This is a genomic window from Novacetimonas pomaceti, from assembly GCF_003207955.1.
Classification (GTDB): domain Bacteria; phylum Pseudomonadota; class Alphaproteobacteria; order Acetobacterales; family Acetobacteraceae; genus Novacetimonas; species Novacetimonas pomaceti.
Genome location: NZ_NOXG01000005.1, coordinates 136,573 through 154,407, shown reverse-complemented (window position 1 = coordinate 154,407; position 17,835 = coordinate 136,573). Strand labels below are relative to the sequence as shown.

Genomic DNA, 17,835 nt, shown 5'->3' with positions numbered 1-17,835 from the left:
CAACGAGATGTCGATCGCCCCGCCCGTGGGCGCGATGTCGAGCTACCTTTCGCGGCTGATGTCCTCGCGCAAGTTCCTCAGCCTGCGCGACCTCGCCGCGAAGATGGCAAAGCGCCTGCCCGACCGGCTGGAGCGTACGGCGAAGAAGGCCGACGAATACGCGCGCGGCATCATCACCGGCGGCACCCTGTTCGAGGAGCTGGGCTTCTACTATGTCGGCCCCGTCGACGGGCATGACATGACGCAGCTGGTGCAGATCCTGCGCAACCTGCGCGATGCCGACGACCTTGGCCCCGTGCTGCTGCATGTCATCACGGAAAAGGGACGCGGCTATACCCCGGCCGAGTCGGCTGGCGACAAGTACCATGCCGTCTCCAAGTTCAACGTCGTCACGGGCGAGCAGAAGAAGGGGCCGGCCGGGCCGCCGTCCTATACATCCGTCTTCTCGCGCGAACTGCTGCGCCAGGCGGAGGCGGACGACCGCATCGTCGCGATCACGGCGGCGATGCCCTCGGGCACGGGGCTGGATAAGTTCGCCAAGGCGTTCCCCGACCGCTTCTTCGATGTCGGCATCGCCGAACAGCACGCCGTGACGTTCGCGGCCGGCCTTGCGACGGAGGGGATGCGCCCGTTCTGCGCGATCTATTCCACCTTCCTGCAGCGCGCCTATGACCAGGTGATGCATGACGTGGTGCTGCAGAACCTGCCGGTGCGCTTCGCCATCGACCGCGCGGGGCTGGTCGGCGCGGACGGCGCGACGCATGCGGGGGCGTTCGACCTGAACTATCTCGGCTGCCTGCCGGGCATCACCATCATGGCGCCCAGCAACGAGCTGGAACTGCTGAACATGACCACGACGGCGGCGGCGTTTGACGAGGGGCCGATCGCCCTGCGTTACCCGCGCGGCGGCGGCATTGGCATCGACCTGCCGGCGGCGGGCCAGGTGCTGGAGATCGGGCGCGGGCGCATCGTGCGCGAAATGGCGCGCCAGTCGGGGCCGGAACGCGGGGGGATCGCGATCCTGTCGCTGGGTCCGCGCCTGGCGGAGGCGCTGAAGGCGGCCGACATGCTGGCGGCGCAGGGGCTGGCGCCGACGGTGGCCGACGCGCGCTTTGCCAAGCCGCTGGACACCGCGCTGATCGAGCAGCTGGCGCGCAACCATGCCGTGCTGATCACCATCGAGGAGGGCGCGCCCGGCGGGTTCGGCGCCTTCGTCATGATGCACCTTGCGAAAACCGGCCTGCTGGACCGCGTGCGCTTCCGCCCCATGGCCCTGCCCGACCGCTTCATCGACCACAACACCCAGACCGCACAGTATCATGAGGCAGGCCTCGACGCGCAGGCGATCGTGGACACGGCGCTGGGCGCGCTGGGGCGTTCCCCGTCGCAGCAGATGGCCTGATCCGGAAAAACGGCAGTGGCAAAGCGGCGCGTGGACCAGATGCTGGTCGATCGGGGACTTGTCGAGACGCGGACGCGTGCGCAGGCGCTGATAATGGCCGGTCTGGTATTCGCGCCCAACCGCCGTATCGACAAGCCGGGCGAACAGCTGCCTGAGGATGTGCCGCTGACCCTCAAGGGGCAGGACCACCCGTGGGTTTCGCGTGGGGGGATCAAGCTGGCGCACGGGCTGGAACATTTCGGTTTCTCGACCGAAGGCCTGACCTGCCTTGATGTCGGCGCGTCCACGGGCGGTTTTACCGATGTCCTGCTGCATAATGGCGCGGCGAAGGTTTACGCCGTCGATGTGGGACATGGGCAGATCGCGTGGAAACTGCGCAATGATCCCAGGGTTGTGGTGCTGGAAAAGTGCAATGCCCGTCACCTGACGCCGCAGGTTATACCTGATCCCATTGGCGCGCTGGTCTGTGACGCCAGCTTTATCGGGCTGCGGACCGTCCTGCCCGCGGCGATTGATCTGTGCATGCCCGGCGCATGGGCCATCGCCCTGATCAAGCCGCAGTTCGAGGCGGGACGCGAGGCGATCGGCCCCAAGGGCGTCGTGCGCGACCCGGCAGTTCATGACGCCGTATGCACCACGATCCGCGAGTGGTGGCAGTCGCTGGAGGGCTGGTCGGTTGTCGGTATCGAACCCAGCCCGATTACCGGGCCGGAAGGAAATCGTGAATTCCTGATCGCCGCGCGCAGGGACGCCTGATCCACGGTCGCTTTTGACCGGGCAGATGTGGTAGGGAGCGGCAATTCCGGCTTTCGCGCACCTGTCCCTGTCTGAACGTTAAGGCGTCTTTCGCTATGTCCATCGCTCCTCCCCTTTATGCCCGTCCCGTTCGGGAGGCCGCATCGGCTGCGGCGCTTACCGATGATGAACGTAGCCGTATCCTTGCCAAGTCGGCGCAGTTCGCCCCGCCATCCGCCGTGCTGCCGGACGGCCGGCGCGACCTGGTAGGGCTGTCGCGCGCGGAACTGACGGAAATCCTGACGGAAATTGGCGAAAAGCCGTTTCGTACCAAACAGCTGTGGCACTGGATCTATCATCAGGGCGCGACCGATTTTTCGCGGATGAGCTCGATTGCCAGACCTTTGCAGGAAAAGCTGGCGGAACGTTTCGTCGTCGGACGCCCGCAGGCCGCCACGGTCCAGACCTCCCGCGACGAGACGCGCAAGTTCCTGTTCCGTTTTCGCGACGGACAGGAGGCGGAGACCGTCTATATCCCCGACCGGCGCGAGGATCGGGGCGCGGTGTGCATTTCATCGCAGGTCGGATGCACGCTGTCCTGCACGTTCTGTCATACTGGCACGCAGGGGCTTGTCCGCAATCTGGGTGCCGCTGAAATCGTGGGGCAGTTCATGGCCGCCCGCGACAGCTATGGCGAATGGCCCAGCCCCAAGGGGGAAACGCCCCGCCTGCTGTCCACCATCGTGCTGATGGGCATGGGCGAGCCGCTGTACAATTACGAAAACATCGCCAAGGCCATGAAGATCATCATGGATGGCGAAGGGATCGGCCTGTCGCGCCGGCGCATTACCCTGTCCACGTCCGGCGTCATTCCGATGATGGATCAGTGTGGCGAGGAACTTGGCATCAATCTGGCCATTTCCCTGCATGCGGTGCGTGACGACCTGCGCGACGAACTGGTGCCGCTGAACCGCAAATATCCGATTGCCGAGCTGATCGCCGCGTGCCGCCGTTACCCGGCGGCCAGCAATGCGCGACGCATCACTTTTGAATACATCATGCTGCGCGGCGTGAACGACAGCGAGGCGGATGCCCGCGAACTGGTGCGCCTGATTTCGGGGATCCCGGCAAAGGTCAACCTCATCCCCTTCAACCCGTGGCCCGGCAGCCGTTTCCAGCCCTCCACCCGCGAACAGCTCGACCGTTTCGCGGCAATCGTCATGGATGCGGGCTTTGCCTCGCCCATCCGCATGCCGCGTGGACGCGATATCCTTGCCGCCTGCGGGCAGCTCCGCACCGAAAGCCAGCGCGCGCGTCGTTCGTCCGGCGCGCCGGATGTGCAAAAGACCTAGGCCATAATCGCCGTCCGCACGGTCCCGGCCGCGTCGGGATGCCCATAAAACCCTGGCTGGCTTCTGGTCGTCGGGGCTTTGTGATGCTAGGACGGCATGCTGCCGACAGGGTGGTCGGCAGGAAATTTCAGTTTTGTCGACAGGAGACCTCTCCCCATGGCCGCCAAGGACGTCAAGAAGGTTGTGCTCGCCTATTCAGGCGGTCTCGATACGTCCGTGATTCTTCGATGGTTACAGACCACCTATGGGTGCGAGGTCGTGACCTTTACCGCCGACCTTGGTCAGGGCGAGGAACTGGAACCCGCGCGCAGGAAAGCCGAGATGTTCGGCGTGAAGGAGATCTTTGTCGAGGATCTGCGCGAAACCTTCGTCAAGGATTTCGTCTTCCCGATGTTCCGTGCGAATGCGCTGTACGAAGGGCAGTACCTGCTTGGCACGTCCATCGCGCGGCCGCTGATCGCGCAGCGCCAGATCGAGATTGCCGAGCAGGTCGGCGCCGATGCGGTGGCGCATGGCGCGACCGGCAAGGGCAATGACCAGGTGCGTTTCGAGCTGGCCTATTACGCGCTGAAGCCCGACATCACCGTGATCGCGCCATGGCGCGAATGGGACCTGACGTCGCGCACGCGCCTGCTGGCCTTTGCCGAGGAACACCAGATCCCCATCGCCAAGGACAAGCGGGGTGAGGCCCCCTTCTCTGTCGATGCCAACCTGCTGCATTCCTCCTCGGAAGGAAAGCTGCTGGAGGATCCGGCCATCGGGCCGGACGAAATCGTCTTCCAGCGGACCATTTCGCCCGAAGCCGCGCCGGACGTGGCGACGGAAATCACGATCGATTTCGTATCCGGCGATCCGGTCGCCCTGAATGGCGAGGCCCTTTCGCCCGCAACGCTGCTGACGCGCCTGAATGAACTGGGCCGCGCCAACGGCATCGGACGGCTGGACCTGGTGGAAAACCGTTTCGTGGGCATGAAGTCGCGCGGCATCTATGAAACGCCCGGCGGCACCATCCTGCTGACGGCGCATCGCAGCATCGAAAGCATCACGCTCGACCGCGAGGCCATGCACCTCAAGGACAGCCTGATGCCGCGTTATGCCGAGATCATCTATAACGGCCTATGGTTTTCGCCAGAGCGTCGGATGCTCCAGGCGCTGATCGACCAGAGCCAGCATTCGGTAAGCGGGCGCGTGCGTCTGAAGCTGTACAAGGGCAACGTCATCTGTGTCGGTCGCGAAAGCCCCAACAGCCTGTATGACACGCGCGTCGTCACGTTCGAGGATGACGAAGGCGCGTACAATCAGGCCGATGCGCAGGGCTTCATCCGCCTTAACGCCCTGCGCCTGCGTCTCGGGGCCAAGATCGGGCGTCGTGGCGGCGCTCTCTGAGGCATTCCATCGTTCATCTTCACTCCATTAGCCGAGGTGTCATGAAACGTTTTTCACGCGTCATTCCCTTTCTTCTGGCGACTGCGCTGGCGGTGCCGCTGGTCGCATGTGGTGGAAGCAAAAAACAGGATGAGCCGGACCTGACCCCAGCCCAGTTCATGGCGAACGTGAAGACGCAGCCCGGCGTGAAGGTCCTGCCGGACGGACTGGCCTACAAGGTGCTGAAGTCCGGTCCGAAGGACGGGGCGCAGGCCACGGTCAATGACAGCGTCATGGTCATTTACGAAGGGCGCCTGCCGGACGGTGGCATTTTCGACAGCTCCGACCAGCATGGGCATGGCGCCTACATGCAGATGCCGCTGGAAATGGTCATCAAGGGCTGGCAGGAAGCGGTTCCCATGATGCATGTGGGCGACACGTGGATGCTGTATGTCCCGCCTGAACTGGGTTACGGCCACAGGTCCATGGGAATCATCCCGCCCGACAGTCCCCTGATCTTCAAAATCCAGCTGCTGGGCGTTTCGCGCACGCGCTGATATCGCCCGGGCCGCCCGGTGGGATCCGCGACGGACCATAAAACGCCACCAGAAGGGATTCTGGTGGCGTTTTTCATGTCCTCTTCAAATGTGCGTGCTATTGTAACGCATGCTGACTTTTACAAACATGCGTCGTGTCGCGCGACGTGCTGCCCTCTTCTGTCTGGGGGGCATGATACTGACGGCATGTTCGGGCAAGCATGAGGGGGCGGCACGCTATCGCACCAATTGCGGGATCTGCCATCATGGTGGCGAAGGCATGAAGGGGGAAATCCCCCCGCTGATCGGGCGCATCGACCTGATCGCCGCCACGGCCGAGGGACGGCATTATCTGGCCGATGTCCTGCTTAATGGCCTGAATGGCCCGCTGGACATCCGGGGCGTGCATTACAATTTTTCCATGCCGTCCTTCAGGAACCGCCTGTCCGATCACGAAATCGCCTCCATCCTGACATATCTGGCGGCACGGGGGGATTCGGGACGTCCCCCCGTTTTCACGGCGGAGGAAATCGCGGCGCTGCGGGCGCATCCCCTGCCCCCCAGCGCCGTGGCGGATGAGCGTCGCCGCCTTGATGGGATTCATCGTCTCCCTTGATATCAACGCGCTTGACGTCGGGGCGGTAAAGAGCGGAAAACAGCGATATGCGACGCATATTTTCCGGCATCCAGCCGACTGGTGTTCCGCAGCTTGGCAACTATCTCGGTGCGATACGCAACTGGGTCGGGCTGCAACGCGACAACGAATGTATCTTCTGCCTGGTGGACATGCACGCCATCACCGTCTGGCAGGACCCCAAGGCCCTGCGGGAGCAGACGCTGGCGCAGACGGCGGTGCTGCTGGCCTCTGGCATCGATGTGCAGCGCCATATCCTGTTCAATCAGTCCGCCGTGACGGCGCATGCGCGCCTTGCATGGATTTTCAACTGCGTCGCCCGTCTGGGGTGGCTGAACCGCATGACGCAGTTCAAGGACAAGGCGGGAAAGGACCGTGAAAACCATTCGGCGGGTCTGTATGTCTATCCCGACCTGATGGCGGCGGATATCCTGACCTACAAGGCCACGGCAGTGCCCGTCGGCGACGACCAGAGGCAGCATCTGGAACTGACCAACGATATCGCGCAGAAGTTCAACCATGATTACGGCCTTGAATTTTTCCCGATTGTCGAAGCGCTGATCCCCCCGCAGGGCGCGCGTGTCATGAGCCTGCGTGACGGCACGAAAAAGATGTCCAAGTCCGATCCGTCCGCACAGAGCCGGATCGAGATGACGGATGACGCCGATACGATCGCGTTGAAGATACGTCGCGCCAAGACGGACCCCGAACCCCTGCCCAGCGAAGAGGCCGGTCTGGAAAGCCGCCCGGAAGCCCGTAATCTGGTGACGATTTATGCCACGATGCAGGGATGCAGCATCCAGGACGTCCTGAACCGGCATGGGGGTGAGGGTTTTGGCCCCTTCAAGAAAGCCCTGACGGACGTGCTGGTGCAGCACATCGCCCCCATCGCGGACGAGACGACCCGCCTGCTGAAGGAGCCGGGCTTTCTGCAGGATACGTTGCGCGACGGCGCCCGGCGCGCCCGCACGATCGCGGAACCCATCGTGTCCGAAGCCGAATCCCTTGTCGGGTTCCTCAAATAAACCGGGAGAGCGCCATGCGTCAGGAACTGCACAGACTGCATGTCGGGACGCATGGCAAGGGGCTGGTTTCCATTACCAGCGCGGTGCTGGACTGGGTCGCGGCGACGGGGATCGAGACCGGGCTGCTGACATTATGGTGCCGCCACACGTCAGCCAGCCTGACGGTGCAGGAAAATGCCGATCCCACCGTGCAGGAGGATATCGCACGGTATTTCGAGGCCCTGGTGCCCGAGGATCCCACCCGTTACATCCATGATGACGAAGGGCCGGATGATATGCCCGCCCATCTGCGTACCATGCTGACCAATACGCAGATGTCGATTCCAGTGGCGGATGGCCGACCGGTGCTGGGGACGTGGCAGGGGCTGTACCTGTTCGAACACCGGCGCATGGCGCACCGGCGCGAAATCATCCTGCATATCATCGGGAGCTGAGCGGCCGCCTGCCCTGCCCCATATCCCCTGCCCTGTTCCGGCAGGGATATGTTGGATCATGCCGTCAGGATGGCGGCATGATGGGTGACGTGGTCCTCGATGAATGACTGGATGAACCAGTAGGAATGGTCATAGCCCTTATGGTGGCGTAACCGCAGCGGCTGTCCCGCCTTTGCTGCGGCATCGCTGAACAGGTCGGGACGCAGCTGTGTCTGGAGGAACTGGTCCGCATCCCCCTGATCGATCAGAATGGTGGTGGGATGCGTATGTCCTGCCTCCAGCAGCAGCGTCGCATCATGTCTGGCCCAGGCGGCGCGATCCTGCCCCAGATAGGTCGAAAAGGCCTTTTCCCCCCATGGCACGACAGCCGGGTGCACGATCGGCGCGAAGGCGGAGACGGACTTCCATGCCTGTGGCGCGCGAAGGGCATGGACCAGTGCCCCATGTCCCCCCATGGAATGACCCATGATGCCGCGGCGCGTCCCGTCCAGCGCGAACAGCCGCTGCGTAAGTTCGGGCAGTTCCTCGGCGACATAGCTGCCCATGCGGTAATGGGTGCTCCATGGCGCGCGGGTGGCGTCAAGGTAGAACCCCGCCCCGGTGCCGAGGTCATAGGACTCGTCCTCTCCCGGCACGCCCGCGCCACGGGGGGACGTGTCGGTCGCCACCAGTGCGATGCCATGGCGCGCGGCGAAGCGGATGACATTGGACTTGATGAGGAATGTTTCCTCGGTACAGGTCAGCCCCGCAAGCAGATGGATGACCGGCGCGCGTCGTGCCTGCGTCGCCCCCGCTGGCATGAAGACGGCGAAGCGTGCCTCCAGCCCCAGCGTGCGGGAGGCATGGCTGTAAAAGCCCACATGTCCGCCGCAGCAGGCATGTTCCGCGCGAACCGTCAGTTCCTTGCCGGGATCGGACAGGATCATGCCACTCATGATCAGAATTCGACCACGGTGCGGATGCTTTCGCCCCGCGCCATCATGTCGAATCCTTCATTGATGCGCTCCAGCGGCAGGCGATGGGTGATCAGGTCATCGATATCGATGCGGTTTTCCATGTACCAGTCCACGATCTTGGGCACATCGGTACGGCCACGCGCGCCACCGAAGGCCGATCCGATCCAGCGCCGCCCGGTCACGAGCTGGAACGGGCGCGTGCTGATTTCCTGTCCCGCGCCCGCGACGCCAATAATGGTGGAAACCCCCCAGCCGCGATGCGCGCATTCCAGCGCCTGGCGCATCAGCGTGGGATTGCCGACACATTCAAACGAGTAATCGGCGCCCCCGCCCGTCAGTTCGACAAGGTGCCCGACGATGTCGCCATTGGGGCCAAGGTCGTTGGGATTGACGAAATCGGTCATCCCGAACTTCCGGGCAATGGCTTCGCGCGCGGGGTTGATGTCGACGCCGATGATTTTGTCCGCCCCGACCATCTTGGCGCCCTGGATGACATTCAGCCCGATCCCGCCAAGCCCGAAGACAACGACCGAGGCCCCGGCCTCCACCTTTGCGGTGAACAGCACGGCGCCGATGCCGGTGGTTACGCCGCAACCGATATAGAAGACCTTGTCAAAGGGGGCGTCGGGACGGATTTTCGCCAGCGCGATTTCCGGCAGGACCGTATAGTTCGCAAAGGTGGAACATCCCATGTAATGGTGGATCGGCTTCCCCCTGAAGGAAAAGCGCGATGTGCCGTCCGGCATGACGCCCTTGCCCTGGGTGGCGCGGATGGCGGTGCACAGGTTGGTCTTGCGCGACAGGCACGATTTGCATTCGCGACATTCGGGCGTGTAGAGCGGGATGACATGGTCGCCGGGCTTCAGATGCCGCACGCCCGAACCGACGTCGATCACGACGCCCGCGCCTTCATGGCCCAGAATGGCGGGAAACAGGCCTTCGGGATCCGCGCCGGACAGGGTGTACTTATCGGTGTGGCACAGGCCTGTTGCCTTGATTTCCACCAGGACCTCCCCCTCCCGGGGGCCTTCCAGCTGGACGGTCTCGATTTCCAGTGGTTTTCCAGCTTCGAACGCGACGGCTGCCCTGACATCCATAGATCTTTAAACCCTTTGCAATAAGGAAACGGGTGTGGCTGTGGCGGTCATAAGAAACGCTCCCGCCCGGATACGTCAATGATGTTGGGACAGCGTCGCCGCTGATGGCGGGTATTACAAATTATACAATCGTGAGGCCGCGGCGTTTTATCGCGCGACGATATGGTATGTGCACAAAACTGGTACGCCTTGTGGCGCGACCGGCTTTTTTCGTCGGCTTCATCCTTTTCGGGACATTATCCAGATGATCGTGAATCGCAGGATCGGATTGTGGATCCTTATGCGCGAAAGCCTCCTGTCCCTCGTGCTGCTGGCGGCATGGGACATCGTGGTTGTCGTCATGTTCCAGATCTATCACCAGGACTGGATGGAACAGCCAACGCTGCCGATTTCGCTTATCGGCTCGGCGCTGGTCCTGTTCATGAGTTTCCGTAACAACACGGCCTATAACCGCTGGTGGGAGGCCCGGACGCTGTGGGGGGCGGTCACCAACAACAGCCGTTCCTTTGGCCGTCAGGTCGGCACGATCCTGCAGGGCTGCCCTGAACTGGCGCGCGCGATGGCCGCCTATCCCCATGCCCTGCGCGGCGCGCTGGGACGCACGGACACGATGGAGGATGTCAGGCGGCTTCTGTCGGAGGACATGCTGCGCGGGATCGAGGGACACGTGAACATTCCCGCCGCGATCCTGTTCCAGCTGGGCCGTGGCGTGGATGCGCGCGCGCGCATGCTGGGCATTGACGGGGCGCTGCAGGGGCAGATCGACCGTATCCTTTCGGATCTGAGCAACGCGCAGGGCGGACTGGAGCGTATACGCAACACGCCGCTGGCCATCCAGTTTTCCGTGCTGCCAAAGCTGGTGGCGGCGGTTTTCTGCATTATCCTGCCGCTTTCGATGGTGCAGACGCTGGGATGGATCACGCCGCTGGGGTCGTCGCTGGTGGGGCTTTTGTTCGTAGCACTCGACAAGATCGGCAGCGACCTGCAGGAACCGTTTGCCTCCACGCCCCATGGCATGCCGATGCGCACCATCGCGCGCACCATCGAAATCGACCTGCTGCAGTCCTGCGGGGAGGAAGCGCCCCCGTCCCTTGCGCCGGTTCGCGGCGTGCAGTCCTGAAGACCGGCGCGGGCATCGTCGATGCTTTCGATCAGGTCAAGACATATGGGGAAATTTGTGCTACAAGAGATGTCATGAGCATGTTCAGAACGACCCCGAAGGGCAGTGTGACCGATGCAATGGCGCGGACCGCAGCAGCAGTGACCGCAGCCGAAGCCAAAAGCAGCAAGCCGGAAAAGGACGAGGATCCGTTCCGCGAAGGTGACGCCATCGTCTATGCGGCGCATGGCGTGGGACGGGTTGACCGGATCGGCATTGACGAAATCGCGGGCACGAAGCTGGAGATGATCCAGATTTCGTTTCCGGGCAACCAGATGACCCTGCGCATTCCCCTGTCGAAGGCGCGCAAGTCCGGGCTGCGCAAGATCGTCTCGCGCGAGATCGTGGACAAGGCCATGGCGATCATCAAGGGCAAGCCGCATGTCAGCCGTGGCATGTGGGCACGCCGCGCCGTCGCCTATCAGGAGAAGATCAATTCCGGTGATCTGGTCCAGATCGCGGAGGTGCTGCGTGACCTGCGCCGCAATGTCGACAGCCTGGATGGCAGCTTCAGCGAACGCAAGCTGTTTGAGGCCGCGCAGGAACGTTTCGTGGCGGAAGTCGCCGTGCTGGAGGGCAAGGAGCCCGCGGCCGTCCTGGAAACGCTGACGGCCGTCATGAAGGCCGCCTGACCCCGTTTCGGGCCATTCCCGGACCAGAACCCCACGCCTGCCGGAATGACATTCCGGCAGGCTTTTTCATGCGCTGGCGACGGGGAACGTGCCGGGCAGCAGGTTTTCTCAGTAATTGAACTGGTAAAGAAGGCCGATGCTGCTGCCGGGGTCATTTTCAGGCGTGGTGAAGCCGGTGACATTCCCCCCCGTTCCCACCGTGGTATTCAACTTGAGCCGTTTGGTAAGGTCCACCTGCACCTGTGCCTGCGTTCCCGAGCCGGAGGTCGCCTGCTTGGCCCCGACATAGACCCCGCGCATGACGTACTTCCCGGCCTCGATGCTGCCGGTGTCATTGCCGCCCGAACCGTTGGACGAACTGCTCATCTGAAGACGGTCGAGATGCAGCGTCTTTCGGACAATGCCCAGCGGGTCAAAGGCCGAGCCGCCGCTGATCGTGGCGATGGCAGAGGCGACCTGCGCCATCTGCGTGGCGGACAGCGACTGTGAATCGGTCCCGAACAGCAGGATCGCCAGTATCTGGTCCTGTGACAGTGGCGGGGTGGAGGAAAAGGTGATTTTCGGCGCGCTGGCATATCCTCCGACATTGAGGCGCGCGACCCCTTCGTTCGTACTGCGTTCCGCGACGAAATCAAGGCTGGGGTCGATGCTGTGCGTTACGCCGATTCCGTCGAAGCCCACGTTGCCCTTGCTGAAATTGAGCGAGAACCCGCCCAGTGCGAAGCTCCCCCGCGTCATGGCGAATGCCCCGGTGATCAGGGGGGTATCGCTTGTGCCGCCCACCTGCAGGTGACCGTGCATCTCCGTATTCAGGCCGTGTCCACGCACGAAGAACTGTCCCGGTGAACGGACATCCAGATTCAGCCCCACAACCAGCGGGGATTCATGGGGCTGCGCGACGGTCGAGATGTCGGTCGGGCGGATGACATTCAGATGCGCGACCGACGTGGGCAGTGAATCCGGAATATTGACATCCACGCGCGACAGGTTGATGCCCCCGGCCACATTGATGCGCGAGGCCAGCTGCCCCTTTATGCTGAGGTTCGTATCCAGCGTCGCGGTAATGAGGTCGCTTGCCAGGGGGCGGGCATTTTTGGCCGTGATCGTCAGGTCAAGGGGCTGCCCGGGTTCCAGCAGGCCGTAGGAGCCGGCCGCCGTAATGGTGCCTTTGCCCGCATTCGCGCCGAGTGACTGTATGACAAGGCGACTGCCCTGCGCCAGCACGCTTCCCTTTATGTCGGAAAGCTGGATCCCCTGCGCGTAGTCATGGAACGTGCCGTCCGCAAGGTCGAGCGTGCCTGTGACAAGGGGGCTGCGTGGCGTGCCGCGCACGTCCACGTTCATCCGCAGCTGTCCCCCCGCCTGACGTGCCTGCGCCCCCAGATAGGCATTGGCCGCCGCCAGATCCATTACGCCACCAGAATGCAGCGCCAGCGCCCCGTTCATGTTTGTCGGGGCGCTTCCCTTCAGCGTCAGGCTGATCTGGCGGCCGGCATTCAGGCTGGCATCGATCTGGGCCTGCGCGCCATTCAGGATCGCAGTGGCGTCCAGGTTGGCGGCCGCCAGGGAAGACGTATAATCCGTATGGTATTTCAGGCCATCCGCCCGAAGCGAGATGCGCCCCCCCGGACGCGCCAGCGTCCCGGTCAGGCGTGCCTGCGCGGAGATTTCGCCATCAGCGCGCAATGTGGGCATGAAGGGGCGCAGCAGGGACGGAGTTACGTGCGTGATATCAGCCTTCAGGTCCAGCGCTGGCCTGATGCCGCCTGCGATATCAATGCCCGCGGCCTGTCCCTGTGGCGCGGAGAATGTCGCGCGCAGATGGTCGACGCCCATCGTCGCGCCATAACTGATGGTGGCGGGCCCCAGCAGCTGCAGCCGTTCCCCCCGTGCTTCGGCAAGCAGGGTGCGGGCCGTGACCTTGTGTTCCGGCACATCCAGCAGCATCGCGGTATCAAGGGCGGCGGGGCCGACCTGTTTCGTGGACAGGCGCGATGTCGCGCTGACCAGCAGCGCATTCAGCGGCCCCCTGGCCGTCACATGGGCGTTGGCGTGGATGTCGGATATGTCGGCATCATCCACCACCAGGTCCAGATCGGGATGCGGGGCATCCACCGGGTCCCTGACGGTGCCGCCCAGCGTCAGGCGACGGATATTCGCCCAGGGCGATCCGATGGCGCCATCCAGCTTCACCGATACGATCGGGGGGGCCTGATCGGTCCGCGCGCTGGTATGGATGCCAGTCGTGACATATCCCGTGATGCTGTGTCCCAGCAGGTCACGCCAGTCCGCCAGCCGTGCCATGCGCACGTCCATCGTGCCCGATGGCACCAGATGTCCCTTTGGCAGGGACATGTCCGCCTGCCCCGACAGGCTTTTCCATGAAAGCTGCGCCAGACGCAGGTGGCGCACCTCGTCCGTGCCGGTCGCAAGGGCGGCGTCAAGGGCGACCGGCGCGTGGTCCAGCGTCCCCGTTATCTTGGCCTCCCCTTCCCTTACTGCAGGCAGGTGCCGGAAATTCAGGTCTGTCGTCAGGTGTCCCGCGGGCTGGATCTGGGGTGTCCCGATCTGCGTTTCCGCGTGCAGGACGGCGGCAAGGTCATCGACAGGCCCCGTGGCCGTCAGGGTCATGTCGCTCTGCCCCCGCAGGGAGGGGGCAAGTTTCTGAAGGTCATCAAGCATGAGCCGGGCCCGCAGGTCGAGCTGTGTCGGCGATGCCAGGGTGATCGTCCCGTCGCCCGCATCCAGATGGAGCGCATGACCATCTATCTTCAGGGTTCTTACATGCACGCTGCGTGGGGCGGCATCCGCAGGCGACAGGTCGGCCATGACCTGCAGGTGGCCTTCCCTGCCGATCAGGCCGACCGCCTGAGGCTGCCCGCCCGTGATCGATACCTGACCATCCAGCGCGGCATGGCCGGGCATTCTGGCGCCGGGCACGTCAAAGTCCGTCTGCAGATGCGCGTTCCCATCCAGCGTGGTCGAGGCAAGCCCCGCAAGGGGGGAGAGGTCAGGCAGGTCGATCGCCAGCGTTCCGCGCCGGGGGATGGCGGTGCGGATGCTGCCCCTGATGCGCAGCAGGTCGTGATTCAGCGTGATATCCGCAGGTGATCCCTGCGCATCGGGATGCCATGCCAGATCGATCGACACGGGCCGTGCCGCGAATATGGTGGGATGCGCGCCGGGTATGCGCAGTCCGTCAATGTCCGCATGCACGTTCACGGCATCCTGCGCCGTCTGCCCCGTCAGGCCGCTAAAGGTGGCATGCAGCGTATTGAATCCGATCGCCCCCTGATTCAGCTGCCCGATATCAAGGCTGCCCCGGCCCGTGGGGCGTTCCAGCGTTCCGCCCAGATCGGTCCGCAGGGCGATGGACTGCCATCCCGTGTCCGGTCCCAGCATCATCGCAGGCGCATCCAGCGTGGCGTTCAGGTGCATCGCATGATGGATCAGGCCGACCTGTCCCCTGATATGGGCCTGCGCCGCGCCTGCCTGCATGGCAAAGACAAGGTTGCTGCGGTCGCGCGGGCCGCTCATGCTCAGGTCGAGGTCCAGCGGCGCCAGCATGGGCAGGTTGCTCAGCGTGGTCAGGAAGCCTTCGCGTTCCTCATGCGCGTGCAGGTCCAGCGCAAGCGTCCCGGTATCCAGACGGGTGCGCACCGACAGCAGCCCCGGATGATCCAGGCGCCGGACCGAAAGGTCGATGTCGGCCGAGGGCAGCGTGGCGACCGAGATGCCGTCAAGGACCGGGGCGATATCCGCCAGCCGGGCATGGCCATCCAGGCTGAATGTCGATGGGACGCGTGCAAGCGGCGCGCCGACGTCGATGCGCGCGATATGGGCGTGGCGGATATCAACCCCGATATGGAGGTTGTCATTGCCCGGCCGGGACGGCGGCGAAGGATGCGCGGGGTCTTCCTCGCTCAGCCTCGGGATGGAGAGATGCGCGATGGAGATGTCATCGACCACCGCCCGGCGCAGGAGCAGCCGCGTGGGGGACCAGTCCAGCGCCAGATTGTCGATCGCAAGCCATGTGCCGCGATAGTCGTCGAGTTCCAGATGCGCGATGCGCAGGGCGTCGGGAAACCGGCCCGACAGCCCGGATAGCCGGACGCTGCCCCCCGTAAGTCCGGGCAGGCGACGTTCGATTTCATGGCGGCCCATGCCGGTATTGGCCCCCACCAGGATCAGGGCAACCGCCAGCACCACCAGTCCTGTCGGCACTGCGATGACCAGCCCCGCGATTTTCAGCACCGCGCGCATGGTGAAGGTCCGGACAGGCTTGTGCTCATCGCTCATCAGAACGTTTCTCCCAGCCCGACATACAGCTCCCATTTGTCGCCACGGGGCGGACGGTTCAGCGGGACGGCGATGTCAAGGCGTACCGGGCCGATGGGCGTGTAATAGCGTGCCCCCGCCCCCGCGCCTGCGCGCAGCGTGCCCTTGAACGGCGTGCTGCCGTCCGCGACCTGTCCCACGTCGATAAAGCCGACAGCCCCGAATTTCTGCAAGATGCGCTGACGGTATTCAAGGGAGCCGGCATCCATGGACGTCCCGCCAATGGCATAGCGGCTGTGGGGGAACTGCGGCCCCACCCCCTGGTAACGGTAACCGCGCACCGTCGCGCTGCCACCGGCATACAGCCGCTGGTCGGGCGGGATGTCGAAGGTCGACGCCCCTTCCACGTTGCCGATCGTCCCGCGCACGGCGAAAACGCTGCGTCCCGGCCGCGACAGCCCCAGATGCTTCAGGTCGAAATAGGTGGAAATCGTGGCCTGCATGATCGCGAAGAAGGACGTCCGGTGTTCCAGCGACACCGAAGGCGTGACGTTCATGTTGATGCGCACGCCATGCGTGGCGGGGGTGATCGGGTTGTCGACGCCAGTCCCGTCATAGGTCGCGCTGAGCGGCAGCGAAGCGATGAAATAGTCGTTCGTCTGCGACATCTGGTCGATGCGTTCCTGTTCGATCTCCCCGCCAAAGGCGACGTTCCAGTGGGAGCTGACGCGTCGCACCACGCCCGCGCGGGCCAGAAGCGCCGTCTGGCGATAGGAATACAGAAGCTGGCGGATCCATTCGATCCGGGCGCTGAGATTCTGGTTGCGCGACCCGAAATCCGGCTTCATCAGGTCCGCATACACGTCATAGCCCAGCCCCTGTTCCGCGGAACCGCCCAGCCCCGTCACCAGCGCGGTCAGGCGCAGGCGCTCGGCATTGCCAAACAGGTTGCGATGCGTCCACGACACGCCGGCGCGACCGCCAAGATCCGTCGAATACCCGCCTTCGACCCCCACGCTGTGGCGCTTTGATTCAACGAAGCTGAAATCCAGCGGCAGCGTCCCGTCAGAGGCAAGGTGCTGGTCATGGCGCACCTGAACGTCGGAAAACACCCCCATTGACGACAGGCCCTGCCGCGCGGCCTCGATGCGCGAGGGCTGGTACAGTTCGCCCGGCGCAATGGTCAGGCGCCGCACGACATAGGCGGGATGGGTCCGGCGCAGGCCGCCGAAACCGAACGCCCCCAGATTGACGACCGGCCCGCGCATGATGGTAAAGGCAAGGTCGATGGTCCTGGTCTGCGGGCGAAGCCAGGCCTGCGGCGTGCTGACATCCGCCAGCGCGTAACCCTCTTCCGCCAGTGTCGTCTGCAGCTGTGACTGCGCCCTGAGGATATTGGCGGCGATTGCGGGATCGCCCGTCTTTATGCCCAGCGCGGCATTTTCATGATCGTCCAGCCGCACAGGCGGCTGTCCCTTTGCCGGGTTGAGGGTTATGGCGCCGATATGGAACTGCGTTCCCCTGGTGATGGAGATGGTCAGTTCGAGCTTCTGGTCCGCCGGGATGGCCTGCATCCATTCCGGCAGGTCGGGATCGTGCCCGTCCTGTGGCGTCCCCCCGCCGGTCTTGGAGGCAATGGCCGCCTGGATGCGTATGTCCGGCGCGTAATAGCCAAAGCTTTCCAGCGCGCTGCGGATGCGGGCATAGTCATTGTGGATGCGTCCCACCAGGGCGAACGGGCTGACGGTATGTGTCTTCTGCAGGCCCAGCAGGTCGGACGAAGCCCGCACGGCGGCGTCAAGGTCGGCATTGCCGGTGGGACGGATGACCGTGACATAGGGTTGCGGATCCGCCGCGCGCGCGCCCGTCATGCCCGCCCACAGAACCGTCAGGGCCATGCCCCACAGCCGTGCATGGGACCGCCACAGTGAACCACAGATCGGAGTTCCGGTTTCGTCCGGCGCAGGCCGGAAACGCCGTGTCGTCAGAAAATGACGAAAAAACGTCAAGTTGTCCCCGTTCTCGGTTCTGTCATTCGCCCACCTGCGTGATGCCGCTCAGACATGGAGTCTGCTCATGATGATGGAGGGAACCCCTCCCTTCGATATCTGCCATTCCCGTGATGCATATTCAAACCCATATTCGCCTGCGGCCGGCTGCGGACATGTCGTGGAGGGATGATGGTAACGGCCGGGTCGCCGGTTGCGACAGGGTCCGCGCCGGTATCGTT

The 17,835-nt window shown here is 63.9% G+C and carries 14 protein-coding genes; 10 read left to right on the top strand and 4 right to left on the bottom strand.

Translation table 11 applies throughout. The features are described 5' to 3' along the window. The 8 genes from dxs to CFR71_RS07595 all read left to right on the top strand — a co-directional run. Positions 1-1,402, top strand: a 1,402-nt coding sequence (dxs, locus tag CFR71_RS07630; protein ID WP_110529594.1) for a 1-deoxy-D-xylulose-5-phosphate synthase, incomplete at its 5' end; no start/stop codon positions are given. A gap of 15 nt (positions 1,403-1,417) precedes the next feature. Continuing rightward, positions 1,418-2,158 (top strand): TlyA family RNA methyltransferase, encoded by a 741-nt coding sequence (locus CFR71_RS07625; RefSeq protein ID WP_110529517.1) that lies wholly within the window; start codon positions 1,418-1,420, stop codon positions 2,156-2,158. Between the two features lie 95 nt (positions 2,159-2,253). Continuing rightward, positions 2,254-3,489 carry a 23S rRNA (adenine(2503)-C(2))-methyltransferase RlmN gene (gene rlmN / locus CFR71_RS07620; RefSeq protein WP_110529514.1) on the top strand — a complete coding sequence of 412 codons (1,236 nt, stop codon included), beginning with the start codon at positions 2,254-2,256 and terminating at the stop codon, positions 3,487-3,489. Positions 3,490-3,645: 156 nt separating this feature from the next. Beyond that, positions 3,646-4,875 (top strand): argininosuccinate synthase, encoded by a 1,230-nt coding sequence (locus CFR71_RS07615; protein ID WP_110529511.1) that lies wholly within the window; start codon positions 3,646-3,648, stop codon positions 4,873-4,875. 41 nt (positions 4,876-4,916) lie between these two features. Further along, positions 4,917-5,411, top strand: coding sequence for an FKBP-type peptidyl-prolyl cis-trans isomerase (locus tag CFR71_RS07610; RefSeq protein ID WP_110529507.1), 495 nt, complete (start codon positions 4,917-4,919; stop codon positions 5,409-5,411). 109 nt (positions 5,412-5,520) lie between these two features. Next, positions 5,521-6,006 (top strand): c-type cytochrome, encoded by a 486-nt coding sequence (locus tag CFR71_RS07605; protein WP_110529504.1) that lies wholly within the window; start codon positions 5,521-5,523, stop codon positions 6,004-6,006. A gap of 47 nt (positions 6,007-6,053) precedes the next feature. Next, positions 6,054-7,049 (top strand): tryptophan--tRNA ligase, encoded by a 996-nt coding sequence (gene trpS, locus CFR71_RS07600; RefSeq protein WP_110529501.1) that lies wholly within the window; start codon positions 6,054-6,056, stop codon positions 7,047-7,049. Between the two features lie 14 nt (positions 7,050-7,063). Further along, positions 7,064-7,483, top strand: a complete 420-nt coding sequence (locus CFR71_RS07595) for a secondary thiamine-phosphate synthase enzyme YjbQ (protein ID WP_110529498.1) — start codon at positions 7,064-7,066, stop codon at positions 7,481-7,483. A 56-nt stretch (positions 7,484-7,539) separates the two neighbouring features. Here CFR71_RS07595 and fghA read toward each other — a convergent pair whose 3' ends face one another. Continuing rightward, positions 7,540-8,418 (bottom strand): S-formylglutathione hydrolase, encoded by an 879-nt coding sequence (fghA, locus tag CFR71_RS07590; protein WP_239019343.1) that lies wholly within the window; start codon positions 8,416-8,418, stop codon positions 7,540-7,542. 2 nt (positions 8,419-8,420) lie between these two features. Next, positions 8,421-9,536, bottom strand: coding sequence for an S-(hydroxymethyl)glutathione dehydrogenase/class III alcohol dehydrogenase (locus CFR71_RS07585; RefSeq protein WP_110529492.1), 1,116 nt, complete (start codon positions 9,534-9,536; stop codon positions 8,421-8,423). Positions 9,537-9,780: 244 nt separating this feature from the next. On the opposite strand from CFR71_RS07585, the gene CFR71_RS07580 reads away from it, so the two are divergent. After that, complete coding sequence (locus tag CFR71_RS07580) at positions 9,781-10,656, top strand: bestrophin family protein (protein ID WP_110529489.1); 876 nt, start codon at positions 9,781-9,783, stop codon at positions 10,654-10,656. Positions 10,657-10,730: 74 nt separating this feature from the next. Continuing rightward, a complete protein-coding gene (locus CFR71_RS07575) occupies positions 10,731-11,327 on the top strand; it encodes a CarD family transcriptional regulator (RefSeq protein WP_110529486.1) in 597 nt (198 codons plus the stop codon). 108 nt (positions 11,328-11,435) lie between these two features. On the opposite strand, the gene CFR71_RS07570 is transcribed toward CFR71_RS07575, so the two are convergent. Both CFR71_RS07570 and CFR71_RS07565 read right to left on the bottom strand, forming a co-directional pair. Then, complete coding sequence (locus CFR71_RS07570; protein ID WP_110529483.1) at positions 11,436-15,626, bottom strand: translocation/assembly module TamB domain-containing protein; 4,191 nt, start codon at positions 15,624-15,626, stop codon at positions 11,436-11,438. Further along, on the bottom strand, positions 15,626-17,503 hold the full coding sequence (locus CFR71_RS07565; protein ID WP_110529591.1) for an autotransporter assembly complex protein TamA: 1,878 nt from the start codon (positions 17,501-17,503) through the stop codon (positions 15,626-15,628). The genes CFR71_RS07570 and CFR71_RS07565 overlap by 1 nt, the downstream gene beginning before the upstream one ends. Positions 17,504-17,835: the final 332 nt, after the last annotated feature.

Excerpts from the sequence above, each read along its gene's own strand:
- CFR71_RS07610 (WP_110529507.1), top strand. The coding sequence starts at position 4,917 with ATGAAACGTTTTTCACGCGTCATTCCCTTTCTTCTGGCGACTGCGCTG.
- rlmN (WP_110529514.1), top strand. The coding sequence starts at position 2,254 with ATGTCCATCGCTCCTCCCCTTTATGCCCGTCCCGTTCGGGAGGCCGCA.
- CFR71_RS07575 (WP_110529486.1), top strand. The coding sequence starts at position 10,731 with ATGAGCATGTTCAGAACGACCCCGAAGGGCAGTGTGACCGATGCAATG.
- CFR71_RS07580 (WP_110529489.1), top strand. The coding sequence starts at position 9,781 with ATGATCGTGAATCGCAGGATCGGATTGTGGATCCTTATGCGCGAAAGC.
- trpS (WP_110529501.1), top strand. The coding sequence starts at position 6,054 with ATGCGACGCATATTTTCCGGCATCCAGCCGACTGGTGTTCCGCAGCTT.
- CFR71_RS07565 (WP_110529591.1), bottom strand. The coding sequence starts at position 17,503 with ATGGCCCTGACGGTTCTGTGGGCGGGCATGACGGGCGCGCGCGCGGCG.
- fghA (WP_239019343.1), bottom strand. The coding sequence starts at position 8,418 with ATGAGTGGCATGATCCTGTCCGATCCCGGCAAGGAACTGACGGTTCGC.
- CFR71_RS07615 (WP_110529511.1), top strand. The coding sequence starts at position 3,646 with ATGGCCGCCAAGGACGTCAAGAAGGTTGTGCTCGCCTATTCAGGCGGT.
- CFR71_RS07605 (WP_110529504.1), top strand. The coding sequence starts at position 5,521 with ATGCTGACTTTTACAAACATGCGTCGTGTCGCGCGACGTGCTGCCCTC.
- CFR71_RS07585 (WP_110529492.1), bottom strand. The coding sequence starts at position 9,536 with ATGGATGTCAGGGCAGCCGTCGCGTTCGAAGCTGGAAAACCACTGGAA.
- CFR71_RS07570 (WP_110529483.1), bottom strand. The coding sequence starts at position 15,626 with ATGAGCGATGAGCACAAGCCTGTCCGGACCTTCACCATGCGCGCGGTG.
- CFR71_RS07595 (WP_110529498.1), top strand. The coding sequence starts at position 7,064 with ATGCGTCAGGAACTGCACAGACTGCATGTCGGGACGCATGGCAAGGGG.